General features: G+C 46.5%; 18 protein-coding genes. 11 read left to right on the top strand and 7 right to left on the bottom strand.

From position 1 onward, the window contains the following. Window positions 1-45: 45 nt before the first annotated feature. Complete coding sequence (locus KN811_RS04355) at window positions 46-1,482, bottom strand: sulfatase family protein (protein WP_345725282.1); 1,437 nt, start codon at window positions 1,480-1,482, stop codon at window positions 46-48. Between the two features lie 395 nt (window positions 1,483-1,877). Here KN811_RS04355 and KN811_RS04350 point away from each other — a divergent pair, with 395 nt between their 5' ends. The 9 genes from KN811_RS04350 to KN811_RS04310 all read left to right on the top strand — a co-directional run bounded on the left by KN811_RS04350 (window position 1,878) and on the right by KN811_RS04310 (window position 16,832). Beyond that, window positions 1,878-5,039, top strand: a complete 3,162-nt coding sequence (locus tag KN811_RS04350) for a SusC/RagA family TonB-linked outer membrane protein (RefSeq protein WP_187965516.1) — start codon at window positions 1,878-1,880, stop codon at window positions 5,037-5,039. A gap of 12 nt (window positions 5,040-5,051) precedes the next feature. Beyond that, window positions 5,052-6,503, top strand: a complete 1,452-nt coding sequence (locus KN811_RS04345) for a SusD/RagB family nutrient-binding outer membrane lipoprotein (RefSeq protein ID WP_187965517.1) — start codon at window positions 5,052-5,054, stop codon at window positions 6,501-6,503. Window positions 6,504-7,165: 662 nt separating this feature from the next. Next, the gene (gene ilvD / locus KN811_RS04340; protein ID WP_187965550.1) at window positions 7,166-8,842 is read left to right on the top strand and encodes a dihydroxy-acid dehydratase; all 1,677 of its coding nucleotides are present in this window, start codon (window positions 7,166-7,168) and stop codon (window positions 8,840-8,842) included. Window positions 8,843-8,934: 92 nt separating this feature from the next. Further along, a complete protein-coding gene (gene ilvB / locus KN811_RS04335) occupies window positions 8,935-10,668 on the top strand; it encodes a biosynthetic-type acetolactate synthase large subunit (protein WP_187965518.1) in 1,734 nt (577 codons plus the stop codon). 93 nt (window positions 10,669-10,761) lie between these two features. Continuing rightward, window positions 10,762-11,286, top strand: a complete 525-nt coding sequence (gene ilvN, locus KN811_RS04330; RefSeq protein ID WP_187965519.1) for an acetolactate synthase small subunit — start codon at window positions 10,762-10,764, stop codon at window positions 11,284-11,286. Between the two features lie 135 nt (window positions 11,287-11,421). Beyond that, window positions 11,422-12,891 (top strand): ketol-acid reductoisomerase, encoded by a 1,470-nt coding sequence (gene ilvC, locus KN811_RS04325; RefSeq protein WP_187965520.1) that lies wholly within the window; start codon window positions 11,422-11,424, stop codon window positions 12,889-12,891. Window positions 12,892-13,081: 190 nt separating this feature from the next. After that, the gene (locus KN811_RS04320; protein ID WP_223129380.1) at window positions 13,082-13,804 is read left to right on the top strand and encodes a class I SAM-dependent methyltransferase; all 723 of its coding nucleotides are present in this window, start codon (window positions 13,082-13,084) and stop codon (window positions 13,802-13,804) included. A 126-nt stretch (window positions 13,805-13,930) separates the two neighbouring features. Further along, a complete protein-coding gene (gene ilvA / locus KN811_RS04315; protein WP_187965521.1) occupies window positions 13,931-15,193 on the top strand; it encodes a threonine ammonia-lyase IlvA in 1,263 nt (420 codons plus the stop codon). 49 nt (window positions 15,194-15,242) lie between these two features. Further along, the gene (locus tag KN811_RS04310; RefSeq protein ID WP_187965522.1) at window positions 15,243-16,832 is read left to right on the top strand and encodes an NADP-dependent glyceraldehyde-3-phosphate dehydrogenase; all 1,590 of its coding nucleotides are present in this window, start codon (window positions 15,243-15,245) and stop codon (window positions 16,830-16,832) included. Between the two features lie 308 nt (window positions 16,833-17,140). Here the strand turns inward: KN811_RS04310 and leuB are convergent, their stop codons facing one another. The 4 genes from leuB to KN811_RS04290 all read right to left on the bottom strand — a co-directional run bounded on the left by leuB (window position 17,141) and on the right by KN811_RS04290 (window position 21,794). Next, a complete protein-coding gene (gene leuB / locus KN811_RS04305) occupies window positions 17,141-18,259 on the bottom strand; it encodes a 3-isopropylmalate dehydrogenase (protein ID WP_187965523.1) in 1,119 nt (372 codons plus the stop codon). Between the two features lie 69 nt (window positions 18,260-18,328). Further along, window positions 18,329-18,913 (bottom strand): 3-isopropylmalate dehydratase small subunit, encoded by a 585-nt coding sequence (gene leuD, locus KN811_RS04300; protein ID WP_187965524.1) that lies wholly within the window; start codon window positions 18,911-18,913, stop codon window positions 18,329-18,331. Window positions 18,914-19,001: 88 nt separating this feature from the next. After that, window positions 19,002-20,399, bottom strand: a complete 1,398-nt coding sequence (leuC, locus tag KN811_RS04295; protein WP_187965525.1) for a 3-isopropylmalate dehydratase large subunit — start codon at window positions 20,397-20,399, stop codon at window positions 19,002-19,004. 222 nt (window positions 20,400-20,621) lie between these two features. Next, window positions 20,622-21,794 carry a 2-isopropylmalate synthase gene (locus KN811_RS04290; RefSeq protein WP_187965526.1) on the bottom strand — a complete coding sequence of 391 codons (1,173 nt, stop codon included), beginning with the start codon at window positions 21,792-21,794 and terminating at the stop codon, window positions 20,622-20,624. A gap of 155 nt (window positions 21,795-21,949) precedes the next feature. On the opposite strand from KN811_RS04290, the gene KN811_RS04285 reads away from it, so the two are divergent. Then, window positions 21,950-23,494, top strand: coding sequence for a hypothetical protein (locus KN811_RS04285; protein ID WP_187965527.1), 1,545 nt, complete (start codon window positions 21,950-21,952; stop codon window positions 23,492-23,494). Window positions 23,495-23,637: 143 nt separating this feature from the next. After that, window positions 23,638-24,153 carry a GNAT family N-acetyltransferase gene (locus tag KN811_RS04280; RefSeq protein WP_187965528.1) on the top strand — a complete coding sequence of 172 codons (516 nt, stop codon included), beginning with the start codon at window positions 23,638-23,640 and terminating at the stop codon, window positions 24,151-24,153. Between the two features lie 141 nt (window positions 24,154-24,294). On the opposite strand, the gene KN811_RS04275 is transcribed toward KN811_RS04280, so the two are convergent. Both KN811_RS04275 and KN811_RS04270 read right to left on the bottom strand, forming a co-directional pair. Then, window positions 24,295-25,005 (bottom strand): YebC/PmpR family DNA-binding transcriptional regulator, encoded by a 711-nt coding sequence (locus KN811_RS04275; RefSeq protein ID WP_187965529.1) that lies wholly within the window; start codon window positions 25,003-25,005, stop codon window positions 24,295-24,297. 155 nt (window positions 25,006-25,160) lie between these two features. Further along, the gene (locus KN811_RS04270; RefSeq protein ID WP_187965530.1) at window positions 25,161-25,973 is read right to left on the bottom strand and encodes a sugar nucleotide-binding protein; all 813 of its coding nucleotides are present in this window, start codon (window positions 25,971-25,973) and stop codon (window positions 25,161-25,163) included. Window positions 25,974-25,977: the final 4 nt, after the last annotated feature.

The raw sequence follows: 25,977 nt of genomic DNA, 5'->3' as shown, positions 1-25,977 counted from the left end.
GCAACCTTCAACCTTCAACCGGTAGCCGGTGACGGGCAATAAAACCTACCTCCCCATCTCCCTGACAGCCATAAGTTCCTCCCGCATCTTCCCGGTAATCCCGGGATGTTCTTCTGCAATATTTTTGGTTTCGGAAGGGTCATCCTTTATATTGTAGAGCTGCTCGTTTTCAGAGAAGCCGGTTTCTATGTCCGGCCCCCAGGTGATCTTCGGCCCGCCATCACTCGGAGGGATATATTTGTAGTCCCCGCTCACATAAGAAAGGACCCCGTGAGTTGCTTCCTGTACCACTCCTTTACGGCCCGCAGAATCTTTTCCGGTAAGGACATCCCAGTGATTCTGTGTGTCCGGGGCCTGTCCGGGCGCAATATCCTGCCCGGTATGCGCGGCAAACGATCCTATCAGGTCTATCTGGCTGAATAGTGTACCGGAAGTGCTCCCCGGCTTTATCTGCCTCGGCCATTTGACGATCATGGGGATTCGTGTACCGGCTTCGAAAGCACTGTATTTTCCGCCTCGGAGAATACCGGAAGGATGGTGGTCACCGACCAGCTCCCCGGCCTGGTCCTCGTAGCCATCGTCCAGGACAGGGCCGTTGTCACTGGTAAATATTACAATGGTATTATCTTCAAGCCCGAGCTCCTTTAAGGTTTTGGTCAGTTCACCCACAGTCCAGTCCAGTTGTACGATAACGTCGCCCCTGGGGCCTCTGTCTGTCTTTCCCTGGAAACGCTCATGGGCGATCCGGGGTACGTGAATATCATGGGTAGAGAAGTAGAGGAAGAACGGTTTGTCTTTATTCTCCCGGATAAAAGCGGTAGATTTTTCTACCAGCTTATCTGCGAAATCCTCATCCCGCCAGAGCGCTGCTTTGCCTCCGGTCATAAAACCTATACGGCTGATACCGTTTACGATGGTCATATCGTGTCCGTGCGACCATTTGGTGGTCAGGAGTTCCGGATTGTCCTTTCCCGTGGGCCAGTTGCCTACTTTTTTCCGATAATTTACCTGTATGGGGTCGTCAGGGTCCAGGTTGACCACGTGGTGGTTCTCTACAAAAACGCAGGGCACCCTGTCGCCCGTAGCGGGAATAAGAAAAGAATAATCAAAACCTATTTCCAGCGGTCCCGGGGCGATCTTTCCATTCCAGTCCGGGCCATCTTCACCGCCGAGCCCCAGATGCCATTTACCTACCACAGCCGTTTTATATCCTGCCTTTTGTAAAACACCCGGCAATGTTTCCGTTCCGGGTTTTATAAGGCTCGAAGCATCGCCCGGGGCCACACCTCTTCCCTTGGCCCTCCATGCGTATTCTCCGGTAAGAAGGGAGTACCTGGACGGGGTACAGGTAGAAGCCGTGGTATAGGCATTGGTGAACTTTAAGCCATCTTCGGCCAACCGGTCTATATGAGGCGTGGGAATTTCACCACCATAAGTGCTGATGTCTCCATAGCCCAGATCGTCAGTATAAATAAGTACCACATTTGGCCTTTTCGGGCCGGTTTTCTTTTCAGTGCTTTTTTTAGTGCCGGAAGGAGACCGGTTACACGACAAGAAGAATACAATCAAAAAAAGGCATAACGCACTAAGCAGGTATTTCATGTTTTTGTACAGACAGATCATTACAATGGTGTTTATTAGTTGTGTTATCGTACAAATTTAAAAATGTTTTCGAATACACCGTCTATAAATTGTAACATAATGTTATGAAATTTGATAGATTTAATTTTTTATCCGTATTAAAATTCACATTTTTAACACGTTTTTATTGAATTTTAACTAAAAGTAGTGTTTTGTTAAGAAAAAATTAAGATTTAAAATTGTTTTAGGACTCATTTTTTTTACATTCGCCGCCAACTAATTCAAATTTAATTCATATGAAAGCACCATTACGCACATTTTTTGTGCTTAGTTTGACGTTGCTTGTGCAATTTATTTTTGCACAGGAAAAAACTGTTACTGGAACGGTGGTCGATCAAAACGGTATGCCGTTACCCGGAGTAAATGTATTGGTAAAGGGTAGTACAAACGGTGCCCAAACCGATTTTGATGGAAATTATTCCGTCCAGGCCAACGTAGGGGATGTTCTGGTTTTCTCCTATATCGGACAAAAGACGGAAGAGCGGACAGTGGCCGCCTCCGGAACTATGGACATTACGCTCATACAGGATGCGGAGGCATTGGACGAGGTGGTGGTCACCGGGCTGGGTATCAAAAGGGAGAAAAAAGCTCTTGGGTATTCGCAACAGTCTGTCAATGGAGATCAGCTCATACAGGCGAGAGAGACCGATGTTGCCAACGCGGTAGCCGGTAAGATCTCGGGGGTACAGATCGTGGGGAACAACAGTTCTACTTTCGGAGAGTCCAGGATCAGGCTCAGGGGGAACGACGATCTCCTGTATGTGGTAGACGGGATCAGGATCTATAATTCCAGCGACATTAACACCAATAATATCGCTGATATTTCTGTACTGAAAGGAGCTTCTGCAACGGCCATTTACGGACCCGAAGGGAGGAATGGTGTTGTTATCATTACCAGTAAAACGGGAACATCCGGTGTAGCTAAATTTCAAATAGATCATTCCATGGGACTGAATTCGGTGGCCACGCTGCCGGATTATCAGGATGAATACGGAGGGGGATATAGCCAAACGTTTAACGTATTTGAATATGACCCTTCTGCAGACCCCGCCGAATGGGCGGCTTTTGACGGACAAAAATATCCCGATTTCTGGGCCGATGAAAGCTGGGGACCGAGATTGGACGGGCAAATGGTAAGGCACTGGGATAGCTGGATCCAGGATACACCTGAGTTTGGAAAACTCCGTCCCTGGACTAAATCCCCGAATGGTATCAGGAGTTTTTACGATACCGCATTGACCACCAATACCACCTTGTCGTTTTCCAAGGCCGGAGATAAATACAATATTATGAGTACGGCCACATACATCAACCAAAATGGTGTGATCCCCAACTCGAGTAACAAATCGATGAAAATATCGATAAACGGTTCTTATAATGTCACCGAAAAACTGAAATTTATCGCCAATATCAACCTGGAAGACAGGGATATGTTGAACAATCCCGATCAAAACTACAACAACCTGGGATCTAATTTTAACCAGTGGTGGCAGCGACAGCTCGATTTTAAAAGGCTCCGGAACTATGTCCGCAATAGTAAAACTGTTTCCTGGAATATCCGTGGGCCGAGAGATGCAAGGCCTTTATACTGGGACTCGCCTTACTTTCATTCTTATGAAAATGAAGCGCATTGGAACAAGAACACCTATTTTGCAAAACTGGGCATTCAATACGAGATCAATGACCATTTGAACTTTGTTTTTGATGTCAGGAAAACATTCCACTCTTATATGTGGGACGACCGGGCAACGACCATCAGTTTGCTCGATCCCGCATCTTACGAGGAAGAGCATTATCGGCATGAGAGGCAGGATTTCTTCGGGATGTTGAATTACAACAACCGTTTCTTCAATGATAATCTCGATGTCGATCTGTCCGTTGGAGGAGAAAAGATAAAAAAAGACTATAGAGGACTTAATGCCACAACCAACGGAGACCTGATGATCCCAGATTTTTATAACCTGGCAGGGTCGCAGGATCCGGTTACGGCAACAAATGAAACCGAAAGAGAAAAGAGGAACGGATTGTTTGCCAAGGCCTCTTTCGGGTATAAAAGCACACTGTACCTGGACGGGTCGTACAGATTGGACTGGTCATCCACAGCCAGGTCAGATGCCAACAGGGTAGAGACCTACGGTGGCTCACTGAGCTTCCTGTTGCACAATGTATTGCCGGACAACGACGTCCTGACATTTGCCAAGCTCAGGGCCGGTTATGCAAGTGCCCCGTTTTTCCCGGATCCCTATCTTACAAAGAACGTATATGATGTAGGGTCGCTTTATCAGGGTACCGGAAGGATCGGCGTGTCTGATACTCAGGAAAATCCGGCACTGAAAGGCGGTGTGAGAGACGAATTTGAAGTTGGTGCGGAATTGCAATTTCTGAGGAACAGAATCTATCTCGACCTTACCTACTACAACAGAATTGATACCGACCTCCCCATTAATGTACCATTGGACGGAGCAACCGGGTATTCGAATATAACGGTAAACAGCGGTCAGCAGACTACAAAGGGGTTTGAGATCGGTTTAACCGGGGAGATTTTCAAATCTGAGGATGTAAGCTGGGAGCTCGGGGTAAATTTTGCAACCATGGAAAGAGTGGTCGATGAGCTGTATCCCGGCATTGATGCACGGGATCTGAGTACTTATACTTCAAATATAAGGCTGCAGGAACGGGTTGGAGAAAAATGGGGACTCTTCTACGGAACGGGTTTTGCAACCGATGATAAGGGAAATATTATGTTTACCGAAAATGATGGGAACTATTATTACAGTATCCAGCAAAACAAATTCCTCGGCTCTTTATTGCCCGATTTTACAGGGGGTATTACTTCGAATTTCAAATACAAGAACATTTCCCTGGCTCTCGGATTTGACTTCCAGAAAGGCGGAAAGTATTATTCGAGAACAGAACGGTACATGGATCACTCCGGGCTTGCTTCCTATACCGCAGGCTTAAACGACAAAGGGAACCCGAAAAGGGATCCCGCAGCTTCCGGCGGGGGAGAGCATATCGTCGGTGTATTGCAAACCGGGATAGACGACCAGGGAAATCCTGTCAGCGACGGAACGGTGGTAGATACCTATGTCGATCCGCAGGTGCTGTATAACCTGGGGAACCTCGGTAATATCTATGAAAATAATCTCCACGATGCCTCATACGTAAAACTGAGGACTGTTCGAGTGGGGTATGATTTCAATAAAAGTCTCATAGAAAAGTTCAACCTGTCTGCCGCTTCTATTAGCGTATTTGCCAACAACCTGTGGCTGATTTCATCCGATCTCCCGTGGATAGACCCTTCAGAGCTGGAAAAAAGGAGTGATATCAATTGGGCGGAAGCCGGTACATTGCCAATGACACGTACTATTGGTGTCAATTTAAACTTAACATTTTAAACAGAAATGAAAATGAGTAATTTATATCAATATATTGGATGGGTTCTGTGCCTTACAATACTGTACAGCTCATGTGACACTGTCGATTATGGCGACACTAACGATAACCCGAATGGCCCGACCAAAGGGGTTACTTCCTTATTACTGGCAAATTCATTATCAAATATCCCGGACATTGTGATTGATGAAACCCCCATTCTGTACATGCAACATATTACAGAAGGACAGTATCCGGGCGCATCGAGATATTCCGGATTGACATATAGCTATGACGATTGGTATGTGGGCCCGTTACAGGATCTGAACAAGATCATAGAGCTCAATAGTGATCCCGAAACAGCAGACGATGTACTGACTTACGGAAGCAACGACAATCAAATAGCCGTAGCCAAAATAGTCAGGGCCTATTTCCTGCACTATATGACCGACAGGTGGGGGGCACTCCCATGGTCGGAGGCTTTTATGGGGATTGACAACCCTCAGCCGAAATTCGATACACAGGAGAGTATATACGATTTTCTCTTTGCCGAGATCGAAGAGGCCTTGTCGCTTATAGATTACGAAACTCCTGCGCCGGACGGGGACTTTTTGTTCGACGGGGACCTGGAAAGATGGGCATCGTTCGCTAATAATCTTAAAATGACCATGGCGTTGAGAATATCAGATGTAAAGCCCGGGCTGGCCCAGACCAAATTCGAAGAAGCTGTGGCATCGGGATTGCTGGTAATGTCAAATGACGATAATATAGAGTATCATTACGGCACCGACGATAACAGCGACAGTCCGTGGAACGATAATTTCAAAACCCGTGAAGACTACATCCTTTCCCGGACCATGATAGAATCTTTACGGGACAACCTCGATCCGAGGCTTTTTAAATATGCAGAGCCGGCGAGGGACAGTGTTTCCACAGTGACCAAGTTCCCCGATGGAATGGATGCGGGTTATGTAGGGGCCCCGAACGGCAAGGTAAACGGAGATGTACCGAATTACTCCTTTATGCCAGCTGAGATCATTTACACCCCCGACTATCCTTCCCCGATCTATACGGCTGCCCAGGTAAAATTCGCCCTGGCGGAAGCTGCCGGAAAAGGATGGAATGTAGGCGGAAGCGATGCAGCCACCCTGTATGAAGAGGCCATTGTTGCGTCTATGGAATATTGGGGGATTAGTGAAGAAGACACTGCGGACTATATTGCCGACCATCCTTACGGAGACATTGAAGACATCGCCTATGAAAAATGGGTGGCATTATACCTGAACGGTCCCGAAGCCTGGGCCGAATGGAGGAGACTCGACGCTCCTTCCCTGACACCTTCTTCCTTTGCGAATGATCCGAGGATCCCGGTAAGACATGCTTACGATGCTTCCATCGCAGATAATAATAAAGCCAATTACGATGAAATGATATCCTTCCAGGGACCGGATAATCTGCATACCAGACTGTGGTGGGATGTTAAATGATCGATCATGTTTAGTTCTAATTTTGTAATTTTTTGAATTAGAAAAGGCCGCCTTAATTATTTAAGGCGGCTTTTTTGCAAACAGAAACCCGTATCATATTGAATATATGTAAGATATAAAAGCAGATTATTAATAATATGATAAAAGTGAAACAAAAGTGCTTTATCATTAAAAAAATCTTACTAATATTGTACTTATAAATGAAGACAAATTTTATCCATATCATTACCGTCATCGTCATTGTGATTATTTCACCCTGACTGGGAATGGTATGTACAATATATTTTTGATGCAAAGCCTTCCCGGAAAAACGGGGAGGCTTTTTTGTTTCAGCTTATAGATTAAAGTATGCAAATGGTACACCAAATAGTCATTATTATTATTGTCATTGTGAACTCACTCCCGGGTTGATACAGTAATGATATGCCATAGCAAAGGGCCTGTATCAACCAGAAGGAAGATACGGGCCCTTTGTTTTTACAGTTTTATTCTTTTTTGGATATGATAAGAATAAGTAATATAAAACTCTGTAAATCAACACGGTAATTAATTGTAAAGAAGATTGAGTTTAAAAAACGGTTTTAATGTTAAAATACTGGTGATTTTATATCAAATAATTTAGCTGATCGTAAACTATAACAGGAAAAATAAATATTTATTAAATAATGTTAAACAAGTATAGCAAACAAGTAACTCAGGATCCGACACTACCCGCTGCGCAGGCCATGTTACATGCCATAGGCCTGAGCGACGACGATCTGAAGAAACCACTCGTCGGTATCGCAAGTACCGGTTATGAAGGAAACCCCTGTAACATGCACCTCAATGGTTTGTCCGAATATGTAAAAAAAGGTACGGAAGAAGCCGGCCTTGTAGGGCTTATTTTTAACACCATCGGAGTAAGCGACGGTATTTCCAACGGAACACAGGGAATGCGTTATTCCCTTCCTTCCAGGGATATTATAGCCGATTCCATAGAAACGGTCGTCGAGGGGATGAGTTATGACGGAGTTGCCACGGTAGTGGGATGCGATAAGAACATGCCCGGGGCACTAATGGCAATGCTACGCTTAAACCGTCCGTCCGTACTGGTTTATGGCGGAACTATCGCAGCCGGATGTCACAACGATAAAAAACTGGATATTATTTCAGCTTTCGAAGCCTGGGGAAGCAAGGTAGCCGGAAGCATCACCGAAGAAGAGTATAAAAATGTTATTCATAAAGCGTGCCCCGGTGCAGGGGCCTGTGGTGGTATGTACACTGCGAATACCATGGCATCTGCCATAGAGACCATGGGAATGTCGCTTCCTTATAATTCTTCGACCCCTGCGGTTGACAATGGAAAAAAAGAAGAATGTATTGCAGCAGGTAAAGCATTGCGGCACCTGTTGGAAAACGATATTAAGCCCAGGGATATTGTCACCAGAAGATCCCTGGAGAACGCTTTTCGCGTAGTCACCGTTCTCGGGGGTTCTACTAATGCCGTACTGCATTTTATGGCCATAGCCAAAGCTGCGGAAGTAGACTTTACCCTGGATGACTTTAGGCGTATAAGCGATAACACCCCCCTGCTGGCCAATCTGAAACCCAGCGGCAAGTATGTGATGGAAGACCTTCACCGCATAGGAGGTATTCCGGCGGTTCTGAAATATATGCTGAAAGAAGGGATGTTGCACGGCGATTGTATGACAGTTACCGGGAAAACACTGGCAGAAAACCTGGCAGAAGTCCCCGACCTGGAAGAAGGGCAGGACATTATCCGTCCTCTGGACCAGCCGATAAAGACCACAGGGCATATACGTATCTTATACGGTAACCTGGCCGAAAAAGGGGCCGTAGCCAAGATCACCGGAAAAGAGGGCCTGAGTTTTACCGGAAAAGCCAAGGTGTTTAACGGCGAGTCCGAGGTCAATGCCGGGATCAAAGATGGTAAGGTGGAAAAAGGGGATGTGGTGATCATCCGCTATGAAGGCCCTAAGGGAGCCCCCGGGATGCCGGAAATGCTTAAACCGACATCTGCCATTATGGGAGCAGGACTCGGAAAAGATGTGGCCCTGATCACCGACGGACGGTTTTCCGGAGGATCTCATGGGTTCGTTGTAGGGCATGTTTCGCCCGAGGCTCAGGACGGAGGTACTATTGCCCTGGTAGAAGATGGTGATATCATTACCATAGATGCGGTAAAGAACACGATAGAAGTAGAACTGTCCGATGAAGAGATCAGTCAGAGGAGGGCAAAGTGGAAACAACCGCCATTAAAAGAGAAAAAAGGAATATTGTACAAATACGCCAAAACGGTTTCATCCGCATCCGAAGGATGTGTTACCGATGAATTTTAATCCCCGTAGGGGCGCAATGCATTGTGCCTCGCAGGATATGTATGGTCGTACATATTAGACCGTACATATCTGGTGTAACAACAAGAACAAATATGGAAACATTAAAAGAAAAATTAGTAGAGACGGAAAGCAAAGCATCCATAAAAATCAGTGGGGCTGAAGCCGTGATCCGGTGTCTCTTGGAAGAAGGAGTAGACCTCATTTACGGTTATCCCGGGGGGGCTATTATGCCCGTTTATGACGAATTGTATAAATTTCGGGATCAACTGCACCATGTGCTTACCCGTCACGAACAGGGAGCCACACATGCGGCACAGGGATACGCCAGGGTCTCGGGCAGAGTAGGTGTTGCCATGGCAACCTCCGGTCCCGGAGCAACCAATCTCGTGACCGGAATTGCCGATGCCCAGATCGATTCCACTCCCATGGTATGTATCACCGGGCAGGTGCCCCGGCATTTGCTGGGAACAGATGCCTTCCAGGAAACCGACATCATCGGTATTTCCACACCAGTGACCAAATGGAGCTACCAGGTAACCAAAGCGGCAGACATACCGACGGCCCTGGCAAAAGCATTCTACATTGCCCGTTCCGGCCGTCCCGGTCCCGTACTTATAGACATTACCAAGAATGCCCAGTTCGAGGAATTTGATTTTTCTTATAAAAAGTGTACCGGGATACGAAGCTACAAACCCAAACCGGTCATGGATCCTGCAAAGGTGGAAGAGGCCGCTGCACTGATCAACAGCGCTAAAAAACCATATATTGTATTCGGACAAGGCGTTATACTGGGAAAAGCAGAAGAGGAATTAAAGACCCTGATCGAAAAAGCCGGGATCCCAGCAGCCAGTACGGTATTGGGACTTTCTGCTCTGCCCACGGAACACCCGTTACATATGGGAATGGTGGGGATGCATGGCAATTATGGCCCCAATCTGCTCACCAACGAATGTGATGTTCTGATAGCAATAGGTATGCGGTTCGACGACAGAGTGACCGGGGATCTCAATACCTACGCCAAACAAGCCAGGGTTATCCATTTTGAGATAGACCCTGCCGAAGTAGACAAGAACGTAAAGACCGACGTCGCTGTTCTCGGTGATGTAAAGGAAACGCTGCAACACCTGCTGCCCCTGGTGAAAGAGAACAAACACGAGGCATGGTGCCGTGAATTCGAAGAAAAGCATGCCATTGAATACGATAAGGTCATTAAGAACGATCTTTTCCCTGCGAAAGAAAAACTAACCATGGGAGAAGTGATAGAAAAGATAAACAAGCGTACCGGGGGCGATGCCGTGATCGTATCTGACGTAGGGCAACACCAGATGATCGCCTGTCGTTATGCCAAATTCAACCAGACCAAGAGCAATGTCACTTCCGGTGGACTGGGTACCATGGGATTTGCCCTCCCGGCGGCCATAGGGGCTAAAATGGGCTCCCCGGACAGGGAAGTGGTTGCCATCATAGGAGACGGAGGGTACCAGATGACCATCCAGGAGCTCGGCACTATTTTTCAGACACGGGTCCCCGTAAAGATCGTAGTGCTCAATAACGACTTTCTGGGTATGGTACGCCAGTGGCAGCAATTGTTCTTCGATAAGAGATACGCTTCCACCGAACTGGTAAATCCGGATTTTATAACCATAGCCAAAGGATACCACATCCCGGCCAAAAGGGTAACCGGACGGGAAGAATTGGATGGAGCCATTGACGAAATGATCGCGTCAGAAGAGGCTTATTTCCTGGAGGTTTGCGTGGAGAAGGAAGACAATGTATTTCCGATGATCCCCACGGGCGCTTCCGTATCTGATTGCAGATTGGAGTAATGAGTTTTGGAGCCCTGGAGTTTGTTAGTATTGATAACTAAAAAACTAAGAACTCCAAAACTCTACAACAACAATTTTAAATAAGAAACTAAAATGAATAAAACATATACCGTTTCCATATATTCGGAGAACAACATAGGATTGCTGAGCAGGATATCAGCCATATTTTTAAAACGGCATATCAACATAGAGAGCCTTACCGTTTCGGAATGTGAGATAGAGCATGTGAGCCGGTTTGTCATTGTAGCCGCGATGGATGAGGACCAGGTGCGAAAGATCGTAGGCCAGCTGGAAAAACAGATCGAGGTAATCAAGGCTTATTATCATACCGATGAAGAGACCATCTATCAGGAGACTGCACTGTTCAAGATAAAGTCGGATCTGTTGTTCGACGAGCGTCAGATACAGAATATCATCAAGAACAGTAATGCCAATATCGTTACGGTGGCCCGGGAGTTTTTCGTGATCGAAAAGACCGGCAGGCGGCACGAAACCGACGCCCTTTACGATGAGTTGGCTCCCTTTGGTATTATGCAGTTTGTGCGTTCCGGCAGGATAGCAGTATCGAAGGCAGAAATGAATATATCCGCCCTGTTACAGGAATTTCAAAATGCATAGGTCAATATATCCTTGGAATGATTTTCAGATAGAGACGTACGGCCGTACGTCTCCATGGCTTTTCCCATAAAACATCAAACGGCCGTATATTTTAGTGCACAATTAAATTATAAATCAAAATAATAATCAATAAAAATGGCAAATTACTTTAACACGCTTCCGCTAAGGCTTCAATTACAACAATTAGGTGTATGCGAATTCATGGACAAGTCTGAATTCAGTGAAGGTGTAAAAAAACTGTTAGGTAAAAAAATAGTGATCGTAGGATGTGGCGCCCAGGGCCTGAACCAGGGCCTGAACATGAGAGATTCCGGACTGGATATTTCCTATGCCCTCCGGGAAGCCGCCATAAAAGAACAAAGACAATCCTATAAAAATGCAACGGAAAACGGGTTTAAGGTAGGTACCTATGAAGAACTCATACCGACTGCAGATATGGTGTGTAACCTTACGCCGGACAAGCAACACAGTTCAGTGGTCAACACTGTAATGCCGCTTATGAAAGAAGGGTCTACGCTTTCTTACTCACACGGTTTTAATATTGTTGAAGAAGGCATGCAGGTCCGCAAGGATATTACCGTGATCATGGTAGCCCCCAAATGTCCCGGTTCTGAAGTGAGGGAAGAATACAAAAGAGGCTTTGGCGTGCCTACACTTATTGCCGTACACCCGGAAAACGATCCCGACGGAGACGGTCTGGAACAGGCCAAGGCATATGCCGCTGCTACCGGAGGACACAGGGCAGGAGTGCTGCGTTCGTCTTTCGTAGCCGAAGTAAAATCGGATTTGATGGGAGAGCAGACCATACTGTGCGGATTGCTGCAAACCGGATCTATCCTGAGCTTTGACAAGATGGTAGAAAAAGGCATCGATCCTGCATATGCCGCCAAACTGGTACAATACGGATGGGAAACCATAACTGAGGCCCTCAAACACGGAGGTATAACCAATATGATGGACAGGCTCTCTAATCCGGCCAAAATAGAGGCCTTCCGTCTGTCGGAAGAACTGAAGGAGATCATGCGGCCGCTGTTTCAGAAACATATGGACGACATTATGAGCGGACATTTCTCAAAGACCATGATGGAAGACTGGGCCAATGACGATAAAAATCTCTTATCCTGGAGAAAGGCTACCGGCGAAACTGCTTTCGAGAAAACCGGGATCACAAACGATCCTATATCGGAACAGGAATATTTCGACCATGCAGTGCTGATGGTGGCTTTTGTAAAATCCGGAGTAGAACTGGCTTTTGAGACTATGACCGAAGCCGGGATCATCGCGGAATCTGCTTATTACGAATCCCTGCACGAAACCCCGCTTATCGCCAATACCATTGCGCGTAAAAAGCTCTTTGAAATGAACCGGGTGATCTCCGATACGGCCGAATACGGCTGCTACCTGTTCGATCACGCATGTAAACCCCTGCTGTCTGACTTTATGAAAAAGATCGATACCAATGTTATCGGCAAATCTTTCAGCAACGGAAATGACGTGGACAACCAGGAACTGATCAGGGTCAATGCCGAGATCAGGAACCATCCCGTGGAGAAAGTAGGGGAGTACCTGCGTTCTTCCATGACAGAGATGAAGAAGATCGTATAAACTTCTTTTTTAGAAGTGTGTGGGAGCCGGTAGATTGAATTGTCTTAAAGGGGCGCCCCCCCGGCCCCCCTCAAGGGGGGAGCCCTATTCTTTTTAAAAAGACTTATAGTTCCCCCCTTGAGGGGGGCAAGGGGGGGGTGTTAGAGGCACAGAAAAAATTATGACTATCGTCTTTTAATTCCCAACATATATGAAAGCAACCACTATACAAAAATCGACCAACGAAGAAATAAGGCAACGGTTTGATAAGGATGTCGAGCGGTTTTCCGATCTCGATACCGGGCAGCAATCTACCATAGATGCTCCCCTGGCCCTCGAACTGATCATCGAAGCCGCCAGGAGTGTAAATCCCGGCGCAGAAGATCTTCTGGACATCGGTTGCGGAGCAGGAAATTATACCTTGAAGATGCTGTCTAAATGCCCAGGTCTTAACTGCACGCTGGTAGACCTGTCACAGCCCATGCTGGACAGGGCAGAAGAAAGAGTGGGAATTGAGACCAGCGGAAAGATCGATGCTTTTCACGGGGATATAAGGGAAGCGGATTTTGCGGATAAGCACTTCGATATTGTACTTGCAGGAGCAGTTTTGCACCATTTAAGGGAAGACGAAGACTGGGAATCGGTTTTCAAAAACATTTACAGGATGTTAAAACCGGGAGGAAGCTTTTGGATATCCGACCTTGTGATACACGATTCAGAAGCCGTAAACACCCTGCTTTGGAACAGGTACGGCGAATATCTCCGGGAAATCGGAGGAAAGGACTATCAGGAAAAAGTCTTTGCCTATATCGAAAAGGAAGACACACCCCGTTCTGTGAACTACCAGCTTCAGCTGATGAAAAAAGTAGGGTTCAGCACTGTGGAAATATTACATAAAAACAGCTGTTTCGCGGCATTTGGTGCGATTAAATAGAAAGAGTTTGAAGTTGCAGGTTGCAGGTTTCACGTTACAGGTTACAGGTTTTTGATAGGAATGCCCAACCTGCAACTTGAAACCTGCAGCCATAACCTTTGAACCTTGGATTTTGAACAATAAATTATGGACGTCACAACGAAGTACATACCGAAAATAGAGCAGGTCAGAGAGGCGGCAGAGACCCTGAAAGGGGTTGCGGTCAATACTCCCCTGACACACAGTCTTACCTATTCCAGGGCCTTTGACACCAATGTCTTTTTAAAAAGGGAAGACTTACAGGTGGTAAGGTCATATAAGATCAGGGGGGCGTATAACAAGATGCGTTCGCTGTCTGAAGAAGAAAAAGCCAGGGGAATTGTGTGCGCCAGTGCCGGAAATCACGCTCAGGGAGTAGCCATGTCCTGTAATAAACTCGGCATAAAAGGCACTATTTACATGCCGGCACCTACGCCCAAACAAAAGATCAACCAGGTAAAGATGTTCGGGGAAGACCAGATCGATATTGTCCTCGAAGGAGATACTTTTGATGATTCGAACAAGGCGGCCATCGCTGAGTGTAACAAACTCGGCAAAACCTTCGTGCATCCCTTTAATGACGAAAAAGTGATAGAAGGCCAGGCCACCGTGGGACTGGAGATCCTGGAACAGGCCAATATGCCCATCGATTACCTTTTTGTTCCTGTAGGCGGGGGCGGATTGGCTTCCGGGGTTTCAAGCGTTTTCAATCTCTTGTCGTCCAGGACAAAGATCATAGGTGTAGAACCGGAAGGAGCACCTTCCATGAGCATGTCCATCAAAAACAACGCCAACACAGAACTCACCAAAATTGAAAAATTTGTGGACGGTGCGGCTGTCCAGAAAGTAGGGGACAAAACCTTTGAAATATGCAAACAATTTCTTCATCATATGATAACAGTTCCCGAAGGAAAGGTTTGCCAGACCATCTTAGATTTGTACAACAAAGACGCCATTGTGGTAGAACCCGCAGGGGCACTCACCATTTCAGCACTCGATCAGTATAAGGACGAGATCAGGGGAAAAAATGTGGTCTGTGTAGTGAGTGGCAGTAATAACGACATTACCCGGACGGCCGAGATCAAGGAAAGAGCGCTGTTGTACGCCAACCTGAAGCATTATTTTATAGTGCGCTTCCCCCAGAGGGCAGGAGCACTTAAGGAGTTTGTTGCGGAAATACTGGGGCCTAATGACGATATTACGCATTTTCAGTATACCAAAAAACACAGCCGGGAAGATGCCCCCGCAGTGGTGGGTATCGAACTCAAAAGTGAAAAGGATTTATTACCTTTGATAGAGCGTATGAAAGCCCATCACTTTTACGGGGACTACCTCAATGACAAACCGGACCTGTTCCAGTATCTGGTATAGCACAAACACGAAAAACGAACTGATTAACCTCAAAACACAACACACATTAATGCAAACCGTACAAGAAGAATTTAAGATAAAGAATACCATACGGCAGGAAACCTATCTGGCCGATGGCGAGTTAAAAAAATGGGGAGGAGACCATGCCGAAGTGTATTCGTCTATCCGTACCAGGAATGATCGGGGCGAATACGGCCCTACGCTACTGGGTACTGTTCCCAATATGGACGAAACCTCTGCCCTGGAAACCCTGGATGCCGCCTGTAAGGCCTATGACAGGGGACAGGGGCTCTGGCCTACCATGAAAGTGGTAGACCGTATAGCCTGCATGGAGAAATTCGTTGCCCAGATGAAAAGCCAGCGCGAAGAAGTCGTCCGGCTTTTGATGTGGGAAATAGGGAAGAACCTGCCCGACTCCCAGAAGGAATTCGACAGGACCGTAGAGTACATTTACGACACCATAGAAGACTACAAACAACTGGACCGCGACAGCGCCCGTTTTGAAAAACACGGCGGGGTTAATGCACATATCCGTCGCGGACCATTAGGTGTTGTACTTTGTATGGGGCCGTATAACTACCCCCTGAATGAAACTTTTGCCCTGCTTATTCCGGCCCTTATCATGGGGAATACAGTGGTCTTTAAGCCCGCAAAGCACGGAGTGTTACTTCTTTCCCCATTGCTGGAAGCCTTCAGGAACAGTTTTCCGGAAGGCGTGGTAAACATCGTTTACGGAAGGGGAAGGGTAGTGGCCGCTCCCATCATGAAAACTGGGAAAATAGACGTACTGGCGCTGATAGGCAACAGCAAGTCGGCCATAGCATTGCAGGATCAGCACCCCAATAAGAACAGGCTTCGCCTTGTGCTCGGGCTTGAGGCCAAGAACCCGGCCATAGTGCTGCCCGATGCCGACCTTGATCTGGCTGTGAACGAATGTATTTCCGGGACCCTCTCTTTTAACGGTCAGCGTTGTACGGCCCTTAAAGTGCTTTATGTACACGAAGATATCGTTGAGGAATTCAACAAGAGGTTTGCCCAAAGGGTGGACGAACTCAAATTCGGAAATCCCTGGGAACCCGGAGTTATGCTCACTCCACTTCCGGAGCCAGGCAAACCCGGTTATATCCGTGAACTTATTGATGATGCCGTAAGGAAAGGCGCAAAGATCATGAATAAAAAAGGAGGGGAGCAGACGGAAAACTATATTTTTCCCGCAGTGCTATATCCCGTAAGCAAGGATGCCAGGGTGTATGAGGAAGAGCAGTTCGGTCCGGTGATCCCTGTATTGTCCTTTAAGGATATAGAAGAACCCCTGAACGATATGGCCGAATCGAACTACGGACAGCAGGTGAGCCTCTTCGGGCAGAACATAAAGACCCTGGCACCGCTTATCGACACCCTCGTAAACCTGGTATGCCGGGTAAACCTGAACAGCTCATGCCAGCGAGGCCCGGACGTATACCCCTTTACCGGAAGGAAAGACTCCGCTGTGAGCACGCTCAGCGTACACGATGCCCTGAGGTCCTTTTCCGTACGTACTTTCGTGGCCTCCAAGGACAATGAATACAACAATGCCATTCTGAACGAACTGCTGGACAGCAAGGCGTCTAACTTTGTGAGTACGGATTATATTCTTTAATTTAAAACGTCATTGCGAACCTTGCATAAGCAGCTTGAGCCTGCCCTGAGTTTATCGGAGGGTGGCAATCTCATGGAGGCTGGCAGCAGACCCTCAAAGGCATGGCCGGGAGACTGCCGACCTTTCGGCTCGGCTCAGGGCAGGCTGCTTCGCTGGCAGTGACGGTTTTAAATGTCAGTACAATTTATGCGGTTGATTAAATGTTAGTTCTCGCAGTGATGCTGATTATTCATTATAAAACAACAAAAACCCGGACTTTAAAAGCTCCGGGTTTTTTCTTTGGGAAAGTTTAGTTAGCTAAATCAAATTTATATTATAGTAGACTGCCCAAATTCGATGTTTTCTTTGTTGACCTGCAAGGTATCTTCTGCGTGCAGGATAAAGTCGGCGATATAATCTCCCACTTTGTTGGTGCCGTATTTGCTGTCCTTATCGAGGTCCGGGGTTACTACACCGCGTTCCAGAGACCTTTCCACGGCAAATTTTACGGCTTCGGCTTCTTCTTTCAGGTTAAAGTGCTCCAGGAGCATTGCGGCAGAAAGGATGGATGCCACAGGATTGGCAATGTCTTTGCCTTTGGCCTGCGGATAAGACCCATGGATGGGTTCGAACATGGCATTGTCCGTGCCTACCGAAGCAGAAGCGAGTAAGCCGATAGAGCCGCCGATAACGCTTCCTTCGTCAGAAATGATGTCGCCGAACATATTTTCGGTAAGGATCACGTCAAACTGGCTCGGGTTGAGGATGATCTGCATGGCGGCATTATCCACAAAAAGAAAATCCAGTTCCACGTCCGGATAGCTTTTTCCGATAGAGGTCACTACCCTGCGCCATAGCCTTGAAGTTTCCAGTACGTTGGCTTTATCTACCAGTGTCAGTTTTTTTCTTCTGCTCCTTGCGGCTTTGAAGGCCAGGTGAGCAATACGTTCGATCTCGGCTTCGGAATATTCCGACAGGTCGGAAGCCACAGTACCATCCTCGCTGAGTTTTTTCTCTCCGAAATAAATGCCTCCGGTGAGTTCCCTGTAAATGGTGAAATCGGTTCCTGAAATAATATCTTTTTTCAAAGGAGATTTATCGATAAGGGTAGGAAAGGCCTTTATGGGACGTATATTGGTAAACAGCCCCAGGGATTTTCTCAATTTCAGCAATCCCTGTTCCGGGCGTACCTTGGCTTTGGGATCGTTGTCATATTTGGGGTCCCCGATCGCACCGAAAAGCACGGCATCCGATTTCTTACATACTTCCAGGGTCTCATCCGGAAGCGGGTCTCCTGTTTTATCAATAGCTGCGGCCCCTACGACGGCCTCTTCAAATTGAAAGCTATGTCCGAAGGCTTCGGCCACGGCCTGCAAGGATTTTACGGCTTGTACCACTACATCCGGTCCTATGCCGTCTCCGGGTAAAAGTGCGATGTTCAATTTCATGTCTGTTTCTTGTTTTATTATAATTCGATAACTGAGTCTTTCGGCAGTTGATAAGGGGCTCAGGATAAACTAAGACCGAAGCTCAAATTCTTCTATTTTATCTTTTTTGCTGATCAGAAAATCGATATCGTCATAGCCGTTGATCAGGCACAGTTTTTTGTAAGGGTCGATCTCAAAAGATTCCTTCTTGTCCGAACCTTTTACAGCGATATACTGTTCCTCAAGGTTTACGACTATTTCCGTATCAGGGTCGCTTTGTACCGCAGACAGCAGCTCTTTGAGATATTCGGGAGAAACCTGTACAGGCAATAAGCCGTTGTTGAGGGCATTCCCTTTGAATATATCGGCAAAATAGCTGGACACGATAACTTTCAGTCCGTAGTCGGCCAATGCCCATGCAGCGTGTTCCCGGCTGGAACCGCAGCCAAAATTATTACCTGCAATGAGGATGGTGCCGCTGAACCTGGGATCGTTCAGGGCAAAAGACTCATTTACGGAATCGTCTTTTTTATACCGCCAGTCCCGGAAAAGGTTTTTTCCGAATCCGGCCTTGTTGGTGGCCTTCAGGAAACGGGCCGGGATAATCTGGTCGGTGTCTATATTTTCTATGGGCAGTGGTATTGCCTTTGATGTATGAGTGATGAATTTTTCCATTTTTTCTTTCTTCGTTGAAAGATTATAATTGTCTTTCTCGTTTGAGACGCACGGCCGTGCGTCTTTACATATTTTACTACTATTAATTTTATTCTGCCAAGGCAGTCATTTCTTCTTCATAAGGAGCTGCTATGACTCCCTTTACCGCCGTTGCCGCCGCTATGAGAGGGCTTGCCAGTATAGTACGGGCTCCCTGTCCCTGCCGGCCTTCGAAATTCCTGTTGGAGGTGGATACGCAATATTCTCCTGCTGGGATCTTGTCGTCGTTCATCGCCAGGCAGGCAGAACAACCGGGCTGGCGCAATACAAAACCGGCTTCTTCGAATACCCGCTTTAAACCTTCATCTTCGATCTGTTTGGCCACCTGTTGCGAACCGGGAACGATAAGGGCATTTACATTTGCCGCTTTTTGTTTTCCTTTGATATAGTTTGCCGCAATGCGGAAATCTTCTATACGGGAGTTGGTACAGCTTCCGATGAATACGTAATTTATAGGTTTGCCCAAAAGGGCTTCTCCTTTTTGGAACCCCATGTACTCCAGGGATTTTTCGAAAGAAATATCGTCCAGCTCAGGGATATGTCCGTTTATTTTTATTCCCATTCCGGGATTGGTTCCGTAGGTCACCATGGGTGCAATGTCTTCTGCATCGAATGTGTATTCTTTGTCAAAAACAGCGCCTTCATCGGTTTTCAGCGTTTTCCAGTAAGCCACTTTTTTATCGAACGCTTCACCCCGGGGAGCAAATTCTCTTCCTTTAACATAGGCAAAAGTGGTTTCGTCCGGTGCGATCATACCTCCGCGGGCACCCATTTCTATACTCATATTACACACCGTCATACGGCCTTCCATACTCATGTTTTCAAAAACATCTCCGGCATATTCCGCAAAATATCCCGTACCCGAATTTGTGCCGAGCTTGGCAATGATATAAAGAATGACATCTTTGGGAAGCACACCTTTCTTGAGTTTGCCATTGACATTTATCCGCATCTTTTTCGGCTTGGCCATGAGCAGGCACTGGCTGGCGAATACCTGGGCCACCTGGCTGGTACCTATACCGAAAGCGATGGTGCCAAAAGCACCGTGGGTAGAGGTGTGGCTGTCACCGCATACCATGGTCATTCCCGGTTGTGTTACTCCCAGTTCGGGAGCCATAACATGAACAATTCCCTGGTATTTATGACCGAGGCCATACAGGGTGACACCGTGTTTTTCACAGTTTTTAGTGAGCTGTTCCAGTTGATTTCTGGACAAGGCATCCTTGATAGGCAGGTGTTGGTTGAGGGTAGGCACATTGTGGTCTGCCGTGGCCACGATCTGGTCGGGCCGGAAAACAGGGATATTCCGCTGCTCCAGTTCGGCAAAGGCCTGTGGGCTTGTTACCTCGTGTATAAGATGTTTGTCTATATACAAGATCTGTGGCCCATTCTCCACAGAATCGACCACATGACTATCCCAAACTTTATCAAATAATGTCTTTTTCATTTGTTTTCTTTATTTTTTCCCCTCGGCTCCGCTCAGGGACCACTGCTCGGGGACTTTAAATCGTGTTCCCGGTTGCATTCGGGTACCGATTGTTTATAACGCTATATGCCTTTTTTACAATTCTTATTTCATACCGAAGACGCAATGCCTTGCGTCTCTACATCCTATTCCGCATTTTATACTTTGTACTTGATACTTTGTACTTGATACTTTGTACTTTATTTAAACGGCTCTCACTTCACCTATTTTGCAAACATTCATGATCTGATGAATGTCTTCGTCTACGATCTCTTTTTTCCTGTCGGCGAATTTCAGGAATTCCTGGTATACATTGTCCAGTTGCAGCTTGGTGAGCTCATAGCCCACCTTTTTGGCCCGGTATGCCAGTGCAGCGCGGCCGCTCCTTGCGGTGAGTACGATAGCCGATTCGGTAACACCCACCTCTGCCGGATCTATGATCTCATAAGTCTCCCTGTTTTTGATCACCCCGTCCTGGTGAATACCAGAACTATGAGCAAAGGCATTGGCCCCAACAATAGCCTTATTGGGCTGAACGGGCATTCCCATGCTTTCAGACACCATCTGGCTGGTATTATAGAGTAACCTGGAATTGATATTGGTATCGAGGTTGAGCGTGGGATGTTGGCGAAGGATCATCACCACTTCTTCGAGTGAGGTATTTCCGGCGCGTTCGCCTATACCGTTTATAGTACATTCAATCTGTCTGGCACCGTTGATCACTCCGGCCACGGAATTTGCGGTAGCCAGGCCGAGGTCGTTGTGACAATGGCAGGAGAGGATCGCTTTTTCAATGCCTTTTATATTTTCCTTAAGGTATTTGATCTTGGCACCATATTCTTCGGGAAGACAGTATCCCGTAGTATCCGGGATATTGAGTACAGTTGCACCCGCTTCGATCACAGCCTCACAGACCCGCGCCAGGAATTCATTGTCCGTACGCCCGGCGTCTTCGGCATAGAATTCTACATCATCTACAAAGGTTCTGGCATAGGCCACTGCAGTGACCGCTCTTTCTATGATCTCTTCGCGGGTAGCCTTGAATTTGTATTTGATATGGGAGTCCGAAGTCCCTATCCCCGTATGTATTCGGGGTTTTTTAGCAAATTTCAGGGCTTCGGCAGCAACTTCAATATCTTTTTTTACCGCCCTGGTGAGTCCGCAAACCGTTGCATTTTTCACTATTTTTGCTATCTCGACGACCGATGTAAAATCTCCAGGGCTGGAAATGGGGAATCCGGCCTCAATGACATCCACTCCAAGCTCGTCCAGGCGCTCTGCAATTACCAGTTTCTGCTTGGTATTCAGCTTGCATCCGGGAACTTGTTCGCCATCTCGGAGGGTCGTGTCAAAGATTTGTACTTTTTCTTTACTCATGTCAAATTATTAGGCTTAATTTTATTTTTCTAATACGAATTTATATTTTGCAAATTCAAACAAAGAAGTTTTGTTGTGGTGCTTTACAATGCTTAACAAAAAAATATAAAACTTAACAATTTGATAATTAGGTTTTTAATATCGATTTTATTACAATGACAAATGGACAAAAAGATTCGTTGTTTGTTTTGGTCAAATCCCTTTCCAAGTCCGAAAAGAGACAATTCAAACTGTATGTGAACCGGTTAGGGGTAAATGCCGACGCCAAATTTCTTGCCCTTTTTAATCTTCTGGATAAAATGCCGGATTACAGTGAAAGGGAAATACTGAAAAGCGGTATCGTAAAGAAACAGCAATTATCTAACCTCAAAGCGCATTTGTACAAACAGGTTTTGGTGAGTTTGCGGTTAAATCCCGTAAATCAGAACATACGGATACAGGTTCGCGAACAGCTAGATTTTGCTACGATACTCTATCACAAAGGATTGTATAGGCAAAGCCTGAAGATACTGGACAAGGCCAAGTTCCTGGCCATAGAGAACCAGGAAAAGAACATTGCCTATGAGATCGTGGAGTTCGAAAAGATCATTGAAACGCAATACATCACCCGAAGTATCGGGGGCAGGGCAGATGAACTTGCCGTTCAGGCCAAGGAACTGAGCATGCAAAATGTCATTACCAGCAGGCTCTCCAACCTTTCCCTGCAACTTTATGGTATATTGCTCAAATCGGGCTATGTGAAGAGCGATGAGGAAAACCAGCGCATTACGGAGTATTTTTATTCCCGGCTGCCGAAATGCAAAATGGAGGACCTGGGATTCCGCGAAAAGCTCTGGCTCTATAAGGCACATTTGTGGTACAGTTTCCTGACACAGGATTTTCTCTCGTGCTTTAAATATGCCAGTAAGTTGGTAGACCTGTTCTACGAGAATGAACAGATGATCTACCTCAATCCCGTGTTCTACCTCAAAGCCAACAATTATCTGTTGGAATCCCTGTTTATGCTGAAGTACAAAACCCAGTCCAAGGCGGTCCTGGACAGGCTTGAAGAAGTCATTGCCTCCAAGCCATTCCCGAAGAACGACAATGTACAATCGCTTTCCTTCCTGTACATATATGCCAACAGGCTGAACATGCACTTTATAGAAGGTTCTTTTAAAGAAGGGCTTTCGCTGGTTGAAGATATTCTGAAAGAACTGAAAGAGCACCGGGACCGGATAGACGAACACCACGTGATGGTCTTTTACTATAAGATAGCCTGTATGTATTTCGGGGCCGGGGACAACAGGATGTGTATTACTTACCTGAAAAAGATCATAGAAAACAAAAACCTTATTATGCGCGAAGACCTTATGTGCTTTGCACGGGTACTGAGCCTGGTGGCCCATTACGAGGCCGGGATGGACTATCACCTGGAGGTACAGCTAAAAAGCACCTATAAGTTTTTGCTGAAAATGAACGACCTGCATGAAGTGCAGAAAGAAATGATAAAATTCCTCAGGAACCTGGGCTATATCTACCCCCACGAACTGAAAGGGGAATTCAGGAAACTTCACGCCCGCTTTAAGGAACTCGAAAATGACCCCTACGAAAGAAGGGCTTTTCTCTACCTCGATATCATCTCCTGGCTGGAAAGCAAGATCGAGAACAAGACCGTGGGGCAGATCATTCAGGAAAAAGCAAAAACATTGATGAGATAATTTGATAATGGAGTAGAGGTCCCCTCTGCCTTTACTTCGGCTACGCTCAGCAACCGCGGTATCTCCCCTAAGGGGAGAGTTTTTGTATTTTTTACACCAGAAAGGAAGGGTATTTCCGTCCAGAATACACAATAATAAAATCAATGATAGAAATTCACAAAGCCACTACCGGGGACATCCCGGCGATTCAGCAGGTAGCCCGGCAAACATGGCCGGATACATTTAAGGATATTTTGACAGAGGAACAAATTGCTTATATGCTTAACATGATGTACAGCACAGCATCGCTTGCCGAACAGATGGAACAAAAAGGGCACCTGTTTTTTCTGGCGCAGGAAGAAGGTCGTTGCCTGGGTTTTGTATCTTGTGAAACGGGCTATAACAATTCGGCAAAGACCAAAATTCACAAAATATATATCCTGCCCGAAACACAGGGCAGGGGAGTAGGAAAGAAACTGATCCGGAAAAGTGCGGAAGTGGCGAGGGAGAAGGGCGATGTTATTCTTTCCCTCAACGTAAACAAATACAACCCGGCCATTGGTTTTTATGAAAGAATAGGATTTAAAAAGACCGCCGAAGAGGTCATCTCTATCGGCAACGGCTATGTCATGGACGATTTTGTGATGGACTGGAGCTTTGAAGGGGGTTCTGAGATATAAAAACTAAGAAAACAGAAGACCGCAGGCTCCGAAAAACATTACCAATGGCGCATTTTTGTAAAGCATTTGGTATTACACATACAGTATCTGTCAGGTCGAGCGCAGTCGAGACCTCTTTTAAAGATCAATTGAACCTGCACGCTATTCTTCCATAGTATGGTAGACATTCTGCACGTCGTCGTCGTCCTCTATTTTTTCCAGTAGCTTTTCGATATCGGCCACCTGTTCGGGATCGAGTTTTTTGGTCACCTGGGGTATTCTTTCAAAGCCCGAAGACAGGATCTCTATATCACGGCTTTCCAGTTCTTTTTGTATGGCGCCGAAACTCTCGAAAGGAGCATAGATCAGGATGCCATCATCGTCCAGAAACACTTCCTCGACACCGAAATCGATCATTTCCAGTTCCAGTTCCTCTATGTCTATCCCTTCCGCATTGATACGGAAATTACAGGTATGGTCGAACATGAACTCCACCGAACCGCTGGTGCCCAGGTTTCCGTTACACTTGTTAAAGTAGCTGCGTATATTGGCCACGGTACGGTTGTTATTGTCGGTAGCGGCTTCTACGAGGACTGCGATCCCGTGGGGGCCATAGCCTTCAAAAAGCACTTCTTTATAGTTTTCAGTATTCTTGTCGGAAGCTCTTTTAATGGCACGTTCTATATTGTCCTTGGGCATATTGGCTGCCTTGGCATTCTGTATCACGGCCCGGAGACGTGCGTTGGTTTCGGGGTTGGGCCCGCCTTCCTTTATTGCGATGACAATATCCTTACCGATACGGGTAAAGGTTTTGGCCATGGCCCCCCACCTTTTCAGTTTCCGTGCTTTTCTGAATTCAAAAGCTCTTCCCATAAATATTATGCGTTATAAATTATGTATTGTTTGTTGTATCCGTACAAAAATATAAAGTTCGATCGTATTGTCCAACTTCCTGCCTCCCGCTTTAGTTTATTCTTTGCTCCCTGTCAAAGCCTCTCTCGGGGCAGAAGCTCTCATAGGTCCGGGAACTACCGGAGTATTGTACTTTTTATAACATCCGTGACCTCGATCTGTAATTGCTCGGGGAGCTTGTTGTCTTTGGGCAGTACGGCGAGGAACCTGTCGGTGTTCCGGGTATATACATTCTTGAAAAGCGGTTTTTTATGCCCGAGTTCTTCACTGATATCCCGGATAAATTCGTCGTGGTGAACAAGATCCCTGCTCCCCAGATGATATATTCCGGACATATGCCTGTTGATCAGGTAATGCACCTGCTGTGAAAACTTGTCGGCACAGGTAACGTTCATGACCAGGTCGGGAAAAACTTCATAGGCCTGATGGTTTTCGAGGAAATCTTTCAATTCATTAAGCCTGGGCGATTTTGGCCCGAAGACCATAGGCAGCCTGGCAATGACGTATTGCCATACGGGCAGGCGGAGGAGCATGTTCTCTATTTTTATTTTAAACCGGCCGTATACGCTTTCAGATAAGGTCTTGTCGTATTCGTATGACGGAAAGTTACTGAAGGCATCAAAGACATTGGCCGAGGAGAGAAAGAGGATCCGAATGTTGCGCCTGGCTATGATCGTGGTTATCTCCTTGTGCAGGTTAACCTGTGCTTCGAAATTACCGCGTAGGGCCGATATGATACAGGTGGGCTTTACGGATTCGATAAGGGATTCAACCGGGTCGGTCTCCAGGTTAAAATATAAAAAATGCTGGTTGTCTGTGTAAGAAGTATTGGTAAAATAGGTGCCATAAGTATCGTAATAGGGGCAGAGCTCCCGGTAGAGGGCTCCTCCTAAAAATCCACTTGCTCCTAAAATCAATACTCTTTTCAATGTT

Source organism: Sinomicrobium weinanense, assembly GCF_018863395.1.
Classification (GTDB): Bacteria; Bacteroidota; Bacteroidia; order Flavobacteriales; family Flavobacteriaceae; genus Sinomicrobium; species Sinomicrobium weinanense.
Note: the sequence above shows the minus strand (reverse complement) of the source record. Positions and strands in the feature narration are given on the sequence as shown.